This is a genomic window from Dyadobacter sp. BE31, from assembly GCF_031457695.1.
Taxonomy (GTDB): Bacteria; Bacteroidota; Bacteroidia; order Cytophagales; family Spirosomataceae; genus Dyadobacter.
Genome location: NZ_JAVDXA010000002.1, coordinates 546,418 through 563,079, shown reverse-complemented (window position 1 = coordinate 563,079; position 16,662 = coordinate 546,418). Strand labels below are relative to the sequence as shown.

The following is a 16,662-nucleotide window of genomic DNA, read 5'->3' as shown; positions in this document are numbered from 1 at the left end:
TGGTTCAGGTGGGAAATGCAGGCCGGCAAGTTAAAAAAGTATTCTTTTAAACAAAGGCAAAATCAACCTGAATGCGCTTGAAGCAGGCTGCGGTAGCGGTCGAGCAGCCTGGATTTTGCGATAAAACCGATGTAATGGCCCTGAGCATCAACGACGGGCAAATGCCAGGAACCTGTTTGGTCCAACCGGCTTACGATCCGGGCAACCGGCTCCGTTTCCGCTACGGTTGCCGGCGGCTGGCGCACCAACGATGCGACCGACAAGTCAGCCTCCTCTCCTGCTGTAAACAGGTAAGGATAAAGCTCTTTCACGAGGATCATACCGCGAAAAATCCCTTCGCGATCCACCACAGCCAGGTGGTCATGCCGGTTTTCGTGCAACCTGTCGACGAAATTTTCGAATGGCAGATCGATGTCCACGACGGGTACGTCTTTATCGATAAAATCCAGCGTATTCAGCTGCGATAGTAAGTTCCGGTCGTGTTCGCGCGTAAATATTTTGCCTTCGTCGGCCAGCCTTTGCAAATCGGGGGAAATGGTGGAGAACCATTTGGAGATCAGGAACGACATCACGCCTACAACCATCAGGGGAATAAACAGATCATACCCGGAACTGGATTCCGCAATCAGAAATATGGCCGTCAGCGGGGCATAAAGCACGCCGCTCATGACACCGGCCATTCCTACCAGCACCAGGTTGGCTACCGGCACATCGGAAATGCCGATGAAGTTACACGACAATGCAAATACAAACCCTAGGGTACCGCCTGCAAAAAGCGAGGGTGCAAAGTTCCCGCCGTTACCGCCGCTGAAAATGGTAATGGAGCTGGCAAATGCTTTCAGGAGGCAAACAATCGTAAGAAACACGACAACCGCCCACCGCTGCCCGCCGACGATGCCGAAAAAGCTGTTCTCCATTAACTCTCCCACCTGCCCGTTGACCAGCGCCTTGACGGTTTCGTAACCTTCCCCGAACAATGGCGGGTACAGCACACAAAGCAGCGACAACATTCCTCCTCCGATCATCGCTTTTCTCAACCTACCACCTTTCAGCCTCGCAAAAAATCGCTCGACTTGGTGTCCGATCACCACAAAATACCGGGCATAAAGTCCACACAATGCACCGAGCACAAGATAAAAGGGCAGGTTATGGTAGTTGAACGGATGCCGACTACTGAAATGGAAGAGGGTTTCCTCGTTGAGCAACATCCTGGAAAGCACATTGCCGCAAACAGCCGCCAGTACGAGCGGAATAAAATCGGTAAACACAACACCGGTAAGCAGTATTTCAACCGCGAACATCATCCCGGCAATAGGTGCATTGAACGCCGAAGCGATCCCCGCCGTGGCGCCCGCCGCCAGCAACAATGTCCGTTCGCGGTAATCGAGCTTGTAGGCTTGGGCGAAATTCGACCCGATTGCCGAACCCGTTACCGCAATAGGGCTTTCCAGCCCGGCAGAGCCGCCAAGCCCAACAGTAATGGCGCTTTGCACCACCTGCGAATACATTTTTACGGGAGCTACTATGCTGGAATTCTGGGCGATCTCGTGCAGGATGGCAGGTATACCCTTGCGATCGTTACCGCCAAAGAACAGGATTACGACAAGGGACGTGAGCACGATCCCCAGGAAAGGAAATACCGCGTAGAAGAAAATCTGTGTTTCAAAATGGACCTTGTGGGTGATCAGGTTATGGATCGCATGTACCAGTGATTTAAGCACCACACCGGCCAGCCCCGCGCTGCACCCCACCAATATCCCCGATAGTATCAGAAACTGCGACCGCGTAAGAATACTTTTGAGCCAAAAGATAATGACTTCATAGAGTTTGAACTTTCTTAAACTATACGCAGTCAGTCCCCTTTTGAATTTCAGGAATGAACGGAATTTCTTAATGGTCGCCTGTTTCACAATAATCAGCTTAGTCTCCTTTACAATACGCTCCGGTTGGCCGGTTAAAGTAAATGTAAAAATCTAAGCCGGGCAACGATTGCCGGGCAACGTTTGCCACGCAACGTTTGCCACGCAACGACACTTACGATTATGCCCGTTGCATTACAAATTCAAAAGCTGCGCCTTTTCCGCTGTCGCTGGCCACCTCGATCGTGGTTTGATGCAGTTCGAGTATCCTCCGCACGATCGCCAGGCCGAGGCCCGCGCCCTTCTGCCCCGACGGGTACATTTCCGCTTGTTTGTAGCGTTCGAAAATCTGCTCCTGATAGGCCTTCGCGATACCCACGCCGGTGTCGGTAACCCGGATTTTCACTCCGTGACCGAATGCTTCAAGCCGTACGGCAATCTGCCCGCCGTCGGGCGTGAATTTAAATGCGTTGTCGAGCAGGTTCTGGAACACCCGCTCCGTCAATGCAATATCGGCCAACACCGGCGGCAGGGCGGGAACGGTTTCCAACAACAACCGGATGTTCCGCTCGTCCGCTTTCAATTGGTAGGAGCCGAGGATATCTGAAACCAGTTCGTCCAACGGAAACACTTCTTTTTGTACCGACACCACATTCGCTTCCAGCTTCGAGTATTGAAACAGCTGATCCACCAGCCCGGAAAGCCTGCGGGTCCCCTCCTGAACGATCGACAGATACCGCTCTTTCTCCGGCTCCGAAAGCGTATCCTTTTTGATCATCATCGTCTCTACATATCCCTGCATAATCGAAAGCGGCGTCCGCAAATCGTGCGAAACATTGGCGATCAGCTCCTGCCGGAGCCGGTCGGTAGCCGTGATCTTTTCGATATTGTCGACGATCACATCGGCCATGTCGTTGAATGTAGAGGTCAACACACCAAGATTACCCGTCGCGTACCCGTGTACGCGCGCAGCGTGGTCGCCATCGCGGAACCGCTTCACGACCCCGGCGATGCTGCAAATACTGTCGGTGATCAGAAAAAACGTCACAATTCCGACCACAAATGCCCCAAGCAGCGCGGCAAAAAAGATGTAGGCGGCCAACCGGAAATTCAGGTCGTCGGTCAGCGAGGCGAGAATCTGCTTCTGGGTTTCGCTCGCAAGCACGGCGTACACATACCCGACCCTCACGCCGTTTTCCAGCACCGGCGCCACCGAGAAAATGCTGGCTTCACCGGGGTGCTTCGGATTGTCGCCCATAGGCTTGCCGGCGTCGGAGGCCAGCCATTCCCGCACTTTCGCCATGTCGACCTTTTTCATCTGCACCGAGGCCTGAGGTACCACGTAATCGGTAATGTTCCCCAGCGTATCGAGCAGGTATACTTCCACACTCGGGTTGGCTACCATGGTGGAATGGATGATATCGTGGGTGACGGTCGTGTCGGGCTTGCCGTTTTTAATGGGCTGCGTGAACGTCGCCAGGTGCTGCGCGATTCCGCCGAACAGCTGCTGGTGGGCCGTCATATAATACGACTTCGAAAACCGGGAGGCGATCATGACGAAAATGATGCCCAGGATGATCAGCAGGCTCGTAAAAACGCCGCTTATTTTCCAGAAGAGAAGGTTCCCTCCGATAGTTCTGACTGACATTTCACAGATCTTCGTTAAACCGGTAGCCTATGCCCCAGGTAGTTAATACAAATATGGGATTGGAAGCATCTGCTTCGATTTTTCCTCTCAACCGGTTGATATGCGTATTCACCGTATGTTCATACCCTTCGAAATCATAGCCCCATACAAGGCTGAGCAACTGCTTGCGGCTGTAACTTTTGCCCGGGTTCGACGCCAGCAAAACGATCAGCTCAAACTCCCGGGGCGACAAATCGAGCCGCTCGCCGCGGAGCATTACCTTGCGCTTGTCGATGTCGATTTCGAGCCCCGCGATGCTGATGAGTTGCGGCGTAGGCGCTGCGTAACGTGCCTTCTCTTCACTTCGCCTGAATATCACCCGCACCCTCGCAATGAATTCACGAACACTGAAAGGCTTGGTGAGGTAATCGTCGGCACCGGTTTCGAGGCCCATTACCTTGTCTATCTCCTCCGAACGCGCGGTGAGCATCATAATGGGCGTCTGCCGGTCGCCCTGTCTGATTTTCCGGCAAATTTCCATGCCGTTCAAGCCCGGCAGCATCACGTCGAGTATAATGAGGTCAAAACTTTCGTCCTGGGCCCGCGCGAGGCCATTCTGCCCGTTCTTTTCCGAAACCACTTTGCAGCCCAGGTCCGAAAGGTGGATCGAAAGCAACTCGGTAATGTTGGTATCGTCTTCGACGATCAGCACATTTTTGGTATCCATATCCGCTGATTTTCTGCAAAGTTTACAAATAAAACAGCGCGGAATGCCGCTGTGATACTTTTGTTATAATTCCGTGACGCCGCCGGGATACCGTGTTGGTTGCTTTGCATCATCCAACGATTCAAAACGGAAACAGACATGATCAAATCATTGCTCGGGCTGTCGCTGACCGCCCTTATTTTCGGAGCCTGCACCAAAGACCATGACCCGCAGCCGACCGCCAAAACCCTTACCGTTGAAAACGTCCTCGACGCCAAACCGCTCGTGCAATCGGGCACATTCAAAGGCACCGGTACGCCGCCCGTCATATTGCCGGGGCAATCGGTTTCTTTCTCGTTTTCAGCGGCCAAAAACCAGCGCCTGACCTTCGCCACCATGTACGGCTGGAGTAACGACCTGTTTTTTGCTCCCGCCAATCCGGGGATCAGGTTGTACGACGACAGCGGCACACCCATTACGGGCGACGTTTCAGCACAAATCAAACTCTGGGACAATGGCTCCCGCGTGAACCAGGCGCCCGGTATGAGCGTAACGCACCCGGGCACTGTCGAAGCTACGCCCCGCAATATCAAGGAAGTGGCGGCAATGGACGACTACGGACATGCATTTCTGCCTGCCTCTCAGCTCATGAATGTGACGCTGGCTTATGACGGCAATTCGATGTTTACCATTACCATTAAAAACCAATCGGGCGGTACCGCGAACGAGACGCCTTTCAGTCCCGGCGTCTGGGCGATTTCTTATGTAGCAGGTGGTAATTTGTTACTCCCCGAGCCTCTTTATTCCGAAGGCAAGGCAACAACCGAGGCATTGACCCGCATTGCCGAAGCTGGCGACAACAGTCCTATGAGTACCTGGCTAGCCTCGCAAACCGGTATTTTCACGCCGCTTTCTCCGGTACTGGTAGTGGTTTACAATGGTACTGAAAACCCTTTTTTCAAATCCGGTGAAAACGACCGTGGCGAAGGCTTGAAAGAACTCGCTCAGAAAGGCAATGCCGATGTCCTTGCCGCCGCACTGAAAATGAAAGCGGGTATCAAGAACGTCTACGTCCTCAAAGAACCGGCCAGTACCGTGTTGTTACCTAAAATTGGCGGAAATGCCGGTGGTAAGGTCTCGCAGCCGCTCACGCTCGCGTCCGGCGACCGCATTGCCATTGCCACCATGTATGGTTTCTCCAACGACTGGTTCTTTGCCACAAGCGGTAACGACATTGACGGCAACGCCAGCGGCGATGTCTCGGGAGCTGTCGGGCTATACGACAACGGCACGGCCATCGACCAGTTCCCCGGCGCGGGCATTACGCAATTCAACCTCGCGGGCACACCACTCAATGAAAGCAAGCCCATAGCACCCGTACCCAATCCGAACAAGTTCACAACCTTGCCGGCAATCAGTAACATCATCAAAGTCACATTGCAGTGAAAAGACACATCAATCTCATTTTCTTTTTCATGCTGCTCGGGGGCATCGCCCTCGCGCAGCATGAAGAGGCTCGCAAAAAGCAATACAATCTCGAATCGTCGGGCCTTGCCATTCAGGGCCGTGATCCGGTGGCCTATTTTACCCTGAACAAGGCTTTGGAGGGCAAAAAGGACTTTTCGACCAGCTACAACGGTGTCATTTATCGCTTTGCTTCAAAGCAAAACAAAGACGAGTTTGCGCGTAACCCGACACGTTACGAGCCGCAATACGGCGGCTGGTGCGCATATGCCATGGGTAAGAAAGGCGAAAAAGTAGAAATCGACCCGGAGACGTTCAAGATCGTGGACGGGAAGCTCTATCTGTTTTACAACAAATTCTTTAATAATACCCTCAAAAGCTGGAACCAGGACGAGACACGCCTGAAAACACAGGCCGATCGCAACTGGATGAAGTTTGTACCTTAAAACTTGCAATACCTATGAACAAAGTACTATTCGCCGCGGCATTCATGCTCGCCGCCCACATAACATTTGCACAGAAATCCGAAATTTTCGCGCCGAAAGGAAAGGCTATCAAAGGATATGACGTCGTCGCTTTTTTCAAAGAATCGAGGCCGGTTGAAGGCGCCGACAGCCTTATGTATCACTACAAGGGTGCCGATTGGCTTTTCGCCAGTCGCGCCAATCTAGAAACCTTCAAAGCTGCCCCCGATATGTATGTACCGCAATATGGCGGTTACTGTGCCTACGGAACTTCCCAAGGCCACAAAGCACCCACCGAAGCCGAAACGTGGACGATCGCAAACAACAAATTGTATTTCAATTACAATATGAAAGTCAAGAACAACTGGTCGGAAAAACGGGAAGAACTCATCGAAAAAGCAGATGTACAATGGCCACTCATCAAAGACAAGCAGTGATGAAAACGCAAACACATCCGGGATGGTCGTGGTTGCTGCGGCTGATAGCGGCAGTGATTATGTTGCAGACGCTCTATTTCAAGTTTTCGGCCGCCCCCGAATCCGTATACATCTTTTCGACCGTCGGCATGGAGCCGTGGGGACGTATATTCGTAGGCGTATTGGAGCTGATTGCCTCCATTCTGATCCTCATTCCCCGCACCACCGCCTACGGTGCACTGATCGGCATCGGCGTAATGACAGGCGCCGTTTTCATGCACCTTACCCGGCTGGGGATCGTGGTGCAAAACGACTCGGGCAAGCTTTTTGTTATGGCAGTAATTGTACTCATTACCTGTCTGGTGCTCGTTTACTGGCACCGAAGTAGCATTTCCGGCGTAAAAGCGCGCGACTAACACGTAAACCCAATCTCTAAAACGGGCATTGTTTTTGTCCCTTATTCCAAAACGAACGACATGAACAGGCAACTGACAAAATCAATCAAAGCCGCTTTGGCACAGATCAGCGCAATGCTGGATGCATTGTCCGACGAGCAATACGGGCGTAGCTTGCCCATCCTCTCGGGTGCCTCCCTGGGCGGGCACGTACGCCACGTGATCGAGTTCTTTATCGAGCTCGACCGCGGCTACCGGTCTGGCGATGTGAACTACGACGCCAGGCACCGGGACAGGGCCATTGAACAGCAGCGGGAACTGGCACTGGCCAGGTTGCAAAGGATTGCGATTAGCCTGGACAAAGAAAATAAGGCCCTACTTTTAACAACCGCGACCGACCAAACCTGCTTTCAGGTTGCTACCAACTATGAACGGGAGTTGGTTTACAATCTCGAACATGCAGTGCATCATATGGCATTGATGAAAATCGGCATCGGAACGCTCACCGCGTTGCAACTGCCGGAAAGTTTCGGCGTAGCCAGTTCCACCGTCCGATACCGCCAGGCGCAATGTGCACCGTAACCTACATTCCGACCGGGAAAGGCGCATTCCTGACTTCCAACCGGGATGAACGCACCGATCGCGCTCCCGCGGAGCCGCCCGTAACGCGCTACGCGGCGGCGCCCCTCACCTACCCGAAAGACTCTCAGGCCGGTGGCACCTGGATCGCATTGAAAGGCCAGCGCGACGCTGCTGTGCTGCTGAACGGAGGGTTTCAAAATCATGCGCGCAGGCCTTCGTACAGCAGAAGCCGGGGCCTGGTCATGCTTGAAATCGTTGAAGCAACTGCTCCGGCAGAACGTTTTGAAACAATGGCTTTGAAAGGAATCGAACCCTTTACATTGATCCTGTTCACAGGTGGCCGGTTAATGCGCTGTACCTGGGATGGCAACCGCAAGCATCTGAAAGAACTCGACGCGCATCGGCCGCACATCTGGGCATCGGCGACGCTCTACAATGATGATGCACAACAAATGCGGGCCGCAAAGCTGCAACAGTGGTACGGCAAAACCGCCATCAACATGGAGAGCATTCTGGATTTTCATATCCAAGACGACATCAGGTTCGATGCCGGCCAAAGCTTCAACGAACATCGGGACGCCATGGCTACCGTGAGCGTCACGTCCATCGACCTGACCGGCCCGGAGCCCGCCATGCATTACCACGACCTTCGCACCGGAACAACGTTTGTGACCCGACAGCGCCCGGCGGCCTCTGATGAGCAAACGGCATTTAATAGCTTTCATTGGAAGATGAAGCGCTTCCTGATCCGCCTCCGAAACTGGGAATACTGGCCGCTGGAATGCGTTTACCTGCCCATGGTACCCGCGTGGCTATGGCTGAGCATGAAGGCCCGATCGGTTTGTTTTTTTGGCGCAGCCAATCCTTCCATGCGCTATGCCGGCTTCGCAGGAGAACGCAAGAGCAGGATTTACGCGCTTATGCCCAAAAATACTTATCCTGAAACGCTGTTATGCGCAGCAGGCATCCCGCTGGAAAAAGTACTGGCATTACTGCATAGGTCTTCGTTCAAATTCCCAATAATCGCCAAACCCGATGTCGGCGAACGCGGTGTACAGGTGCAACTCCTGACAACCGAAGCCGATCTTGACCACTATCGCCAAAGCAGCCGGGTCGACTTCCTTTTGCAGCCCTACATCGACTACCCCAACGAAGTGGGCATATTCTATTACCGAATGCCGGGAGAACAAAGCGGGCGCATTTCGGGAATCGTCGGGAAAGAGCTTTTGAGCGTCACCGGGGATGGGATATCTGACATCCTTACCCTGATCATGCAAGACGACCGGGCGATTTTACAGTTACCTGCCCTGCGTGAGTCTCTGGGCGAGCGGTTAAGGTCAGTTCCTGCCATCGGCGAAAAGGTCGGTCTGGTTCCTTATGGCAACCACAGCCGCGGCTCGAAATTCACGGACCTCAGCCATCGCATTACACCGTTACTCACCCGGGTGATCGACCAGATATGCGCCGGAACACCAGGCTTCTATTTTGGTCGGCTTGATATCCGTTTCAAAAGCTGGGCAGCCCTCGAAGCCGGACAGCATTTTTCCATCATCGAACTCAACGGCGCCGCCAGCGAACCGACGCACATTTACGACCCGAAGCATACGTTGTTCTTCGCCTGGAAAGAGATTTACCGGCATTGGAAAATACTCTTTGAAATCAGCATCGCGAATGCGCGTAACGGCACACCGATGATGACGTTCAGGGATGGGCGGGAGATGGTGCGGGAGCATAGGAAGTATTTGAAGTTGATGCAGAAGATGTAATTTAACATTAATAGGTATTTTAAAGAAGGAAGCGGCGCATGCCTTACAACGCATTAGATACCAAATGCATCTATGTAATAAATCAGTTACATCATGCAACGACTAGCACTTCTCCTTCTTCTCTTATGGGCATTTTCCAATTGTAAACGCGATAAAAGCGCAGAGCCACAGCCCCTGCCCGAAGTTGCGGGCATCGTCGGGAAATGGCATCTGGTAGAAACCCGATACACAGCGGGCGACTCTACCGTAGTGAAAAACATGACCAATGAACCACAAAAGGCATTTTCAATACGTTTCGACGGCGTAATGCTGTACGACGGATATGGGTCTTGCTGCGCTACATATGAATATGAAATAAACGGAAATGTATTTAAAGTAAAACCGCAGAAAGATGTGCCCTACGACATAAATTGCGGCCTCGTCGATTGCTTTGCCTGCCCTAAGCTGATTATTACGCAAGCAGGCGATGAAATGACGATTGAGTCATGCTTCGGCGGAATCGATAGATATGTCAGGAAAAAATAGAGGCGTATACCATTCAGAGTTATACACCGAACTTCTTAACAGGCGTTCTACAAACACCGCGCCAACCGTTCGCTAAGAACCTACTCAACACACTCATTTCCAGTCTGATATTTTCTTAATTTGTGCACACCGCACCTCGCGGGTTACTTTCCTTCTGCATGATCTGTGACTCAAACTTCTACGCTCATGAAGCACGGCCATTGTTACCTCGCATTGATTGTCCTCCTTTCATCCTGTTTCAAAAAGAAGGAACAATCTGAAAAACCGGCGTCCGACAACGCGGCGCGGATTACGGTTTGTTACAATCCCAAAACCACCGATGCCGAGTGGTACAGTTCGGGCAAAAAGGCGCCTATGCTCGATGGATTGAAGGGCATTGATTTTAAGATTACCACTTCCAGCCCGGAGGCGCAGGCCTACTTTAACCAGGGGCTAATGCTCTCCTACGGTTTCAATCACGCCGAGGCGGCCCGGTCGTTTTACCAGGCCACCCGGCTCGACTCGACCTGCGCGATGGCCTATTGGGGTTATGCCTACGTGCTCGGCCCTAACTACAATGCGGGGATGGAATCGGACAATTTCCAGCGGGCCTGGGCAGCCACCCAAAAAGCGCAGCAGCTGGCAGCCTCGTGCACACCCAAAGAAAAAGCGTTGATCGGCGCGTTAGCCACGCGGTACACGGAAACTCCCCCCACCAACCGGGCGCCGCTCGATATCGCATTCGCGGACGCGATGAAAAAGGTGTATAATCAGTTCCCTTCCGATCCCGATGTTGGCGCGTTATATGCCGAAGCGCAAATGGACCTGCACCCGTGGGATTTGTACGATAAGAAAACGAAAGCAGCCAAATCCTGGACGCCGGCGCTACTGGCCGTCCTGGAAAGCCTGCTGAAAAAGAACCCGCGGCATCCGGGCGCGCATCACCTGTACATACACGCTGTGGAGGCCTCCGCCACGCCCGAAAAAGCGTTAGTGTCGGCGGCATTACTCGACTCGCTGGTTCCTGGGGCGGGCCACCTGCTTCACATGCCGTCGCATATTTACATCCTCACCGGCGACTATCATTTGGGCTCGCTTTCCAATGTAAGTTCAGTCGAGGCGGATAGCAATTACATCACCGCGTGCCATGCGCAAGGCGCCTACCCGCTCGCCTATTTTCCGCACAATTACCACTTCCTGGTGGCTACCGCTGCCCTCGAAGGTAACTCCAATCTGGCCTGGCTCGCCGCACGGAAAGTACAGCATTACACCGCTAAGGAGGTAATGCGCCAGCCCGGCTGGGGCACGCTCCAGCATTATTATACCATCCCTTATTATGTAGCCGCAAAATTTTCGATGTGGGATACGCTGCTGGCCGAACCCAGCCCGGGCAAGGGCCTGGTTTATCCGCGGGCAATCTGGCATTATGCAAGGGGAATGGCGTTTTTGGGCAAACATGACCTGCCTCATGCGCAGGAAGAAATGAAGTCGCTCACGGCATTGGCCGCCGACACGACCCTGAAAGATATCACGGTCTGGAACATCAACACTTCTGTGGATCTCGTGCAAATCGCCTCCAAGGTATTGTCGGCCGGGATTGCCGCACAACAAAACCAGCTCGACAAATCGGCCGCCTTGCTCCGCGAGGCCATTGCCCTGGAAGATAACCTCAACTACAACGAGCCGCCCGACTGGTTTTTCTCCGTCCGGCACCACCTCGGAGCTGTGCTTCTAAAAGCCGGGAAAAATGCCGAGGCGGAGCGCACCTATCGCGAGGATTTGCAGACCTGGAAGAAAAACGGCTGGGCTCTGATTGGCCTGTACAATGCTTTGTTAAAACAAAAAAACAACAGCGAAGCGCAGGCGGTCAAATCCGCGTTTGATAAGGCCTGGGCGCATGCCGACATTAAACTTGCGGCATCATCCGGCATTGCAGATTAGAAATTTGAAGCAGGGATGGGTTTTTAGAGTGCAAAGCCGATCCCTGCTTTGGCTTGTAGTTCTGCATAATTGACCTTGAAAACACGTTTCTGCATACTACCGCCGGAATAGCTGACCGTCGCGTCGAAGTAAAGTTTGTTGAACAGGCGCTGCTGATAACCGGCCAAAACCCCAGCCGACGTGTTCCAGAAACTGTAGACATACCGGCCACCCGTCACATAATCCCGGTAAACGCTCCGATCATAATTATATGCGAACCGCGAGCCTGCATATAGTCCCGACAAATTATCTGAAGCTTTCCCTTTTCTCACCTGGCGTTTTTGCAGATAGTACCAACGCAACTGTGCTTCTCCAACCGTCGGTAGTGAATAACCTCCATATGAAGAGTGGCTGGTTTCATTCCCGATGCTCAAATTGACCGACAGCGGACTCTTCCCCAATTTCCGTTCATAACCAACCTCCATCCGAAGCAACTGATTGTTAAGCCCGATATTCACTTCGGGTAACCTGATTTTGAAATGCTGTTTTACGAAATAGTCGCAATGCAGTACGTCACATAAAGGGCCTGAGCCATTTCGCTTCCAGTCGCCGAATGCAAGCCCCAGCACAGAGCGGGATGCAATCACCGCATTCCTGGTAGTAAAGCCTGGCGGTTCGATGTAGCCCACGCCCCAAAGTGACAAATACGGAGTTACGTAATAGATACCCAGCGAGAAATCGAGAAAACCATTGGCCAGAAAACGACTTTGAAAGCCATATGTAATACTGAAATGCTGCCTGGGACGGTCACTCTGTATGGCGGCAAGTGATCTTTCATACGCGATCCCCAGATAACTTCCACTGAAATTATTCGCACTTTGCTGGCGTTCAATCCGCTTGTTCATTTCAAAATACCACCTGCTCCCAATACTCGCAAACATATTTCTTCCACTCAATTGCCGTTCAAAACGATCAATGGTGATGACGCTCCCCAGCCGGTTGGTCCGCGAAGTAAGTGTAGCTTCCAACGATAGCGCAGGTAATACCTTGTATTCAAATGCCGCACTAAACCCAATACCATTGTAAGCCATTGAAGAATACCCCAGCTTGAACATCTTCCGCGTCGGAACTTTGGTCATGAAAACATTCTCATAGCGGTCGATAAACCGCTGCTCCACCACAGGGCTATTCTCTTCCGTAAATGTGACGGAAGTAGTGTCCTGAGCGAACGACCGGATGGCGCATGCCACCAACAGCATTAATAGACGTAAAAGTTGACGCATTGATTAGCTGAAATACAAACCCGCCGCGCATGACCCAGGGGTTAGCATAAAGAGGCTATCGGTAACATCAATCGTTGTATGAAGTTAAAATAAATGTTCGACGCAAGGTCAGGTATATATATAAATAAATTATATACATTTGAGCACTTTAGCAACAACCCGCATGATCCGCCGCTTAATCGCCCCCACGCTGATACTCATACTGCTTTGTAACAGGATTTCCATTGCCCAGCCCCAAAAGCTGAAAGGGATCTGGATTTCATCGCAGCTGGAAATGATTGAGATCCTGCACACCGGCAAAGACTCCGTCAATTACATGTGCAGCAGGGAATTGAAAGAAAATTTCTTCCATTTGTTTATTCACGGCGATACATTGAGTTATCAATCGAGATACACGGCTTCTTCTACAAAGAATCAGGTAGAATACGTAGATCGTTACGATCTGAAAATTATCACCAGCAACGATTCCATATTAATCGTGGAGCCTATATCCGATTTTTCGAAAGCCTTTTTTTGGGACAAACCTTCCATCACCCTGCGAAAGAAAGAGTACCTCACAGATCGGACAATTTCTTTTGAAAAACTGGTTTATCACTCATTCTTTGGAGGAAGCGCCCCGCATATATCGCTGCAAGTCGATAGTGCCAGGAATCTTTACGTGCATTTTCGAAATGAATATGGGGACAAAACGATGCGAAAAGGTACCTATTCGGCTGTGCTGGACGACGATACTTACAACAAACTCATTTACCAACTCCGGAACGCCCAACTCCAGGCACTCCGGTTCGGTAATTTCAAAGGCGCCGATTCGGCCATCACCACGCTGATCGTCTATTTCAACGGCAAGCGCAAGCACCTGAAAAGCATTGCCCCACCCCGCGTCTCCCGTGATCTTCTTAACTTCATCGGCCAACAACTGGCCGGCTATCCCGGCCTGAAACCCACCACCGGCACCCAGGAACTCGAATGGCCGTGATACATTGCTGGAAATAAGGAGGAAAGGGAAGAAGGAGGAAAGGGAAGAAGGAGGAAAGGGAGGAAGGAAGAAAGGGAGGAAGGAATGTCCCGTCCTCCTTTCTCCCTCTCCTCCCTCTCCTCCCTCTCCTCCCTTTCCTCCCCTTCCTCCCCTTCCTCCCCCTTCTTCCCTTCTTCCCTTCTTCCCTCTAACGACTAAACGTCAATAGCGTCGTACACGATTACCTTGTCCCACAGGTGGCTGCAATCCTTGATGAACTTCTGGTGGATCGGGTGATCCTGGTAGGTTGCCTGGCCCGCAAGGTCTTCGAAAAACATGAGCTCCGACACCGCCCAGCTATTGTCTACAACGTCCCTTTTCTCCGTGCTCGCCACCACCCCGATGCGAAGCTCCTTGATCGCCTCGATCTTCCGCAGGGTTTTCAACCCTTCGATGATCCGGTCACGATCGGCCACCGAACCAGGATTTTTAAGCCAGAAAAATACATGATGAACCAACGGAGTTTTGCTCTTCGCCGGGGAAACTGGTGCCGCTACCGAAGCCGCAGCACCTGCTGCAATGGCGGCAGAGCTTGCAATGAATTTACGACGGGAATTTGTCATAGTAAGTGTTGAGATATAATGAAGAATAAAAAATGGCGTATTCGACGCAAATAACGGGGTTTTAAAATTTAAACCGTTTATCAGTTATATGAATTTATGCGCGTTTCTTGCTTTTACATTCTACAAAACACGAGAGATAAAAAGGTCAGGATCACGCGATAGAAGAAATCTTGTCTATACTTAGTTACTTACTAACTTTGTAAAAACAAACACTTTACACATGAGCTTCTTTTCCTTGCTTCGTTTAGCCTCAATGGCAGCTATTGTTCTTACCTCTACGGCATTGTCGTGTCAGGATCATCATATTCCAGACCCTGATCCTGTCTCAAATTGTACCCGCATTAACGGTACTCCGCGAGCAGTGGATTGTGAATTTGAAATTACCGAAGTCGCATTTTACAGGGGCTCAGTTTCAGATGCGAACCTGTATGGAAAGGTTACACCAAATGATTCCAATCTCGTAATAAAGGAGCAATTCAAGTACGAATTTGTTGCCGGCTCTGCCAGTTCGCTCTTTTCGATTGGACTTATTGCAAAGATTACGGTCAAGCGTATAGCACCCGCCCCAGCAGGATCCAATAAATATATATTTCGGTCGACGATTCAATCTTTCAAGGACCCCCGTTTTCCGGAAAGGGAGGTAGACAGCCGATTCGGCTTCCTTCTTGATGAAGATAATTATGATCTAGTTGCAATAGACGTGCCCGTCGGAGGGACATTTACGTATAACGATATGATGGCAGGTTTCCAAGGCCAATACACCACCGACAGAACTACCGGCTTATTTGTCTACCCAGTAAATCCTACCTGGGTTACTGTTCAGAACGTTGAAACATCCAAGAAGCTCAGAAACGCACCATACAGTTATACGCTTTTCCGGGATCAAGCAGAAGCAAGGCTAAAATTCGTGCCCAAAGTTATTGCATCTCGGGTTTAGTAACACCAGGAGTGGGCTTTCGTCCGCTTCTGCATTAATTCTCCTACCCGGGTCGCTGCCTGGCTCGATTTTTGCAAGGAATGATCGCATTAAAGCGCGACTATATGAACAAGGATGGCACAATCATAATCATAGAAGATGATACGGACGATCAATTCATACTGGAACAGGTCTTTGACGAGCTAGGGTACCCCAACGAGATCATTTACTTCCCCGATGGGCAATCTGCCTTGGACTACCTACTTGGCGACATACCTCCACCATTCATCATCCTTTCCGATATTAACTTGCCGAAGCTGGACGGGTTGTCATTGCGGAAAAAACTGCAGACTGATGCAGCGATCAATCTGAGATGCATTCCCTACCTGTACTTCACTACCGCCCTTAACCAACAGGCGGTTATTGACGCTTACAGTTCGTCCGCACAGGGATTCTTCGTAAAACCTGCCAAATTCGAAGATATAAAGGACACTATAAGCTTGATTGTGGACTATTGGAAGAAGTGCGCTGCTCCAAATAATTTTTGATCAGGCACTGAAATAGCAACATCCCTTCTGTGAAAAAGTGACTCTTCACATCAATCCGACAGATATAGACTGGATTTAAATAATGAAAAAAAAACCACTTTGATATTTGACTGATTTATCATTAGCTTACTGAGAATTACAACCTCACCTCTCAATGGCCCGATATTTACTTTTCCTTATTCTCTTCTTTATCCTCTCCTGTAAAAAAGACAAGGACCCCGCCCCTGATCTAACCCGCGATCTTGTTGGAGTTTATCAGACTAAAAACTCTCAGGAGCTGTTTGATAAAATCAACGCGACTATTACAGTTCGTTGGACAATTGACAAGCTCTCAGAAAAAAAGATTCGGCTGACACATGATGAGGAAACGATTTTCGAAGGCGACGGATGGCAGGAATATTTCGATTCAATACCTCCCAGAAAGGTAATTTTTGACAATATTGAATTGACCGATCCAAGCAAATTCCAAATAAAACAGAAGGTAGAATCAACAGTCGACGGCGTGGTTCAATCATCGGATATCGAAATCACAGCCGAGCTCGCAGGCAAGCACCTGGCGGCTAACATTAAAGAGACCTTCGAAGGAGGTAGTTATCAGGGTGATGTTTTGTTGAAAAGACAATAGGATTTCGAT

General features: G+C 51.0%; 17 protein-coding genes. 12 read left to right on the top strand and 5 right to left on the bottom strand.

Annotation, left to right across the window (positions count from 1 at the left end):
* Window positions 1-62: 62 nt before the first annotated feature.
* The 3 genes from J2Y43_RS11145 to J2Y43_RS11135 form a co-directional block, all read right to left on the bottom strand.
* Entirely contained in the window at window positions 63-1,910 is a 1,848-nt protein-coding gene (locus J2Y43_RS11145; RefSeq protein WP_309982388.1) for a chloride channel protein, read from the bottom strand.
* 130 nt (window positions 1,911-2,040) lie between these two features.
* A complete protein-coding gene (locus J2Y43_RS11140; RefSeq protein WP_309982386.1) occupies window positions 2,041-3,507 on the bottom strand; it encodes a HAMP domain-containing sensor histidine kinase in 1,467 nt (488 codons plus the stop codon).
* Between the two features lies 1 nt (window position 3,508).
* Window positions 3,509-4,213, bottom strand: coding sequence for a response regulator transcription factor (locus tag J2Y43_RS11135; RefSeq protein ID WP_309982384.1), 705 nt, complete (start codon window positions 4,211-4,213; stop codon window positions 3,509-3,511).
* 138 nt (window positions 4,214-4,351) lie between these two features.
* Here J2Y43_RS11135 and J2Y43_RS11130 point away from each other — a divergent pair, with 138 nt between their 5' ends.
* From J2Y43_RS11130 to J2Y43_RS11095, 8 genes are all read left to right on the top strand, one after another.
* A complete protein-coding gene (locus J2Y43_RS11130; protein WP_309982382.1) occupies window positions 4,352-5,638 on the top strand; it encodes a spondin domain-containing protein in 1,287 nt (428 codons plus the stop codon).
* A complete protein-coding gene (locus tag J2Y43_RS11125) occupies window positions 5,635-6,102 on the top strand; it encodes a YHS domain-containing (seleno)protein (RefSeq protein WP_309982380.1) in 468 nt (155 codons plus the stop codon). The genes J2Y43_RS11130 and J2Y43_RS11125 overlap by 4 nt, the downstream gene beginning before the upstream one ends.
* A gap of 14 nt (window positions 6,103-6,116) precedes the next feature.
* Window positions 6,117-6,557 carry a YHS domain-containing (seleno)protein gene (locus J2Y43_RS11120; RefSeq protein WP_309982377.1) on the top strand — a complete coding sequence of 147 codons (441 nt, stop codon included), beginning with the start codon at window positions 6,117-6,119 and terminating at the stop codon, window positions 6,555-6,557.
* On the top strand, window positions 6,557-6,952 hold the full coding sequence (locus J2Y43_RS11115; RefSeq protein ID WP_309982375.1) for a DoxX family protein: 396 nt from the start codon (window positions 6,557-6,559) through the stop codon (window positions 6,950-6,952). Before J2Y43_RS11120 ends, J2Y43_RS11115 begins: the two co-directional genes overlap by 1 nt.
* A gap of 60 nt (window positions 6,953-7,012) precedes the next feature.
* Window positions 7,013-7,513: a hypothetical protein gene (locus J2Y43_RS11110; RefSeq protein WP_309982373.1), complete on the top strand. Its 501-nt coding sequence runs from the start codon at window positions 7,013-7,015 to the stop codon at window positions 7,511-7,513.
* A complete protein-coding gene (locus J2Y43_RS11105; protein ID WP_309982371.1) occupies window positions 7,501-9,279 on the top strand; it encodes an NRDE family protein in 1,779 nt (592 codons plus the stop codon). The genes J2Y43_RS11110 and J2Y43_RS11105 overlap by 13 nt, the downstream gene beginning before the upstream one ends.
* Window positions 9,280-9,372: 93 nt before the next feature.
* Window positions 9,373-9,804: a hypothetical protein gene (locus J2Y43_RS11100; RefSeq protein ID WP_309982369.1), complete on the top strand. Its 432-nt coding sequence runs from the start codon at window positions 9,373-9,375 to the stop codon at window positions 9,802-9,804.
* A 186-nt stretch (window positions 9,805-9,990) separates the two neighbouring features.
* Window positions 9,991-11,724, top strand: a complete 1,734-nt coding sequence (locus tag J2Y43_RS11095; protein WP_309982367.1) for a hypothetical protein — start codon at window positions 9,991-9,993, stop codon at window positions 11,722-11,724.
* 23 nt (window positions 11,725-11,747) lie between these two features.
* Here J2Y43_RS11095 and J2Y43_RS11090 read toward each other — a convergent pair whose 3' ends face one another.
* Window positions 11,748-12,986 carry a hypothetical protein gene (locus J2Y43_RS11090; protein ID WP_309982366.1) on the bottom strand — a complete coding sequence of 413 codons (1,239 nt, stop codon included), beginning with the start codon at window positions 12,984-12,986 and terminating at the stop codon, window positions 11,748-11,750.
* Between the two features lie 163 nt (window positions 12,987-13,149).
* Here J2Y43_RS11090 and J2Y43_RS11085 point away from each other — a divergent pair, with 163 nt between their 5' ends.
* The gene (locus tag J2Y43_RS11085; protein ID WP_309982364.1) at window positions 13,150-13,962 is read left to right on the top strand and encodes a hypothetical protein; all 813 of its coding nucleotides are present in this window, start codon (window positions 13,150-13,152) and stop codon (window positions 13,960-13,962) included.
* A gap of 194 nt (window positions 13,963-14,156) precedes the next feature.
* On the opposite strand, the gene J2Y43_RS11080 is transcribed toward J2Y43_RS11085, so the two are convergent.
* On the bottom strand, window positions 14,157-14,564 hold the full coding sequence (locus tag J2Y43_RS11080; RefSeq protein WP_223409386.1) for a Dabb family protein: 408 nt from the start codon (window positions 14,562-14,564) through the stop codon (window positions 14,157-14,159).
* A 220-nt stretch (window positions 14,565-14,784) separates the two neighbouring features.
* On the opposite strand from J2Y43_RS11080, the gene J2Y43_RS11075 reads away from it, so the two are divergent.
* The 3 genes from J2Y43_RS11075 to J2Y43_RS11065 all read left to right on the top strand — a co-directional run bounded on the left by J2Y43_RS11075 (window position 14,785) and on the right by J2Y43_RS11065 (window position 16,653).
* Window positions 14,785-15,501: a hypothetical protein gene (locus J2Y43_RS11075; RefSeq protein WP_309982360.1), complete on the top strand. Its 717-nt coding sequence runs from the start codon at window positions 14,785-14,787 to the stop codon at window positions 15,499-15,501.
* 104 nt (window positions 15,502-15,605) lie between these two features.
* Window positions 15,606-16,028: a response regulator gene (locus J2Y43_RS11070; protein ID WP_309982358.1), complete on the top strand. Its 423-nt coding sequence runs from the start codon at window positions 15,606-15,608 to the stop codon at window positions 16,026-16,028.
* Between the two features lie 154 nt (window positions 16,029-16,182).
* The gene (locus J2Y43_RS11065) at window positions 16,183-16,653 is read left to right on the top strand and encodes a hypothetical protein (protein WP_309982357.1); all 471 of its coding nucleotides are present in this window, start codon (window positions 16,183-16,185) and stop codon (window positions 16,651-16,653) included.
* Window positions 16,654-16,662: the final 9 nt, after the last annotated feature.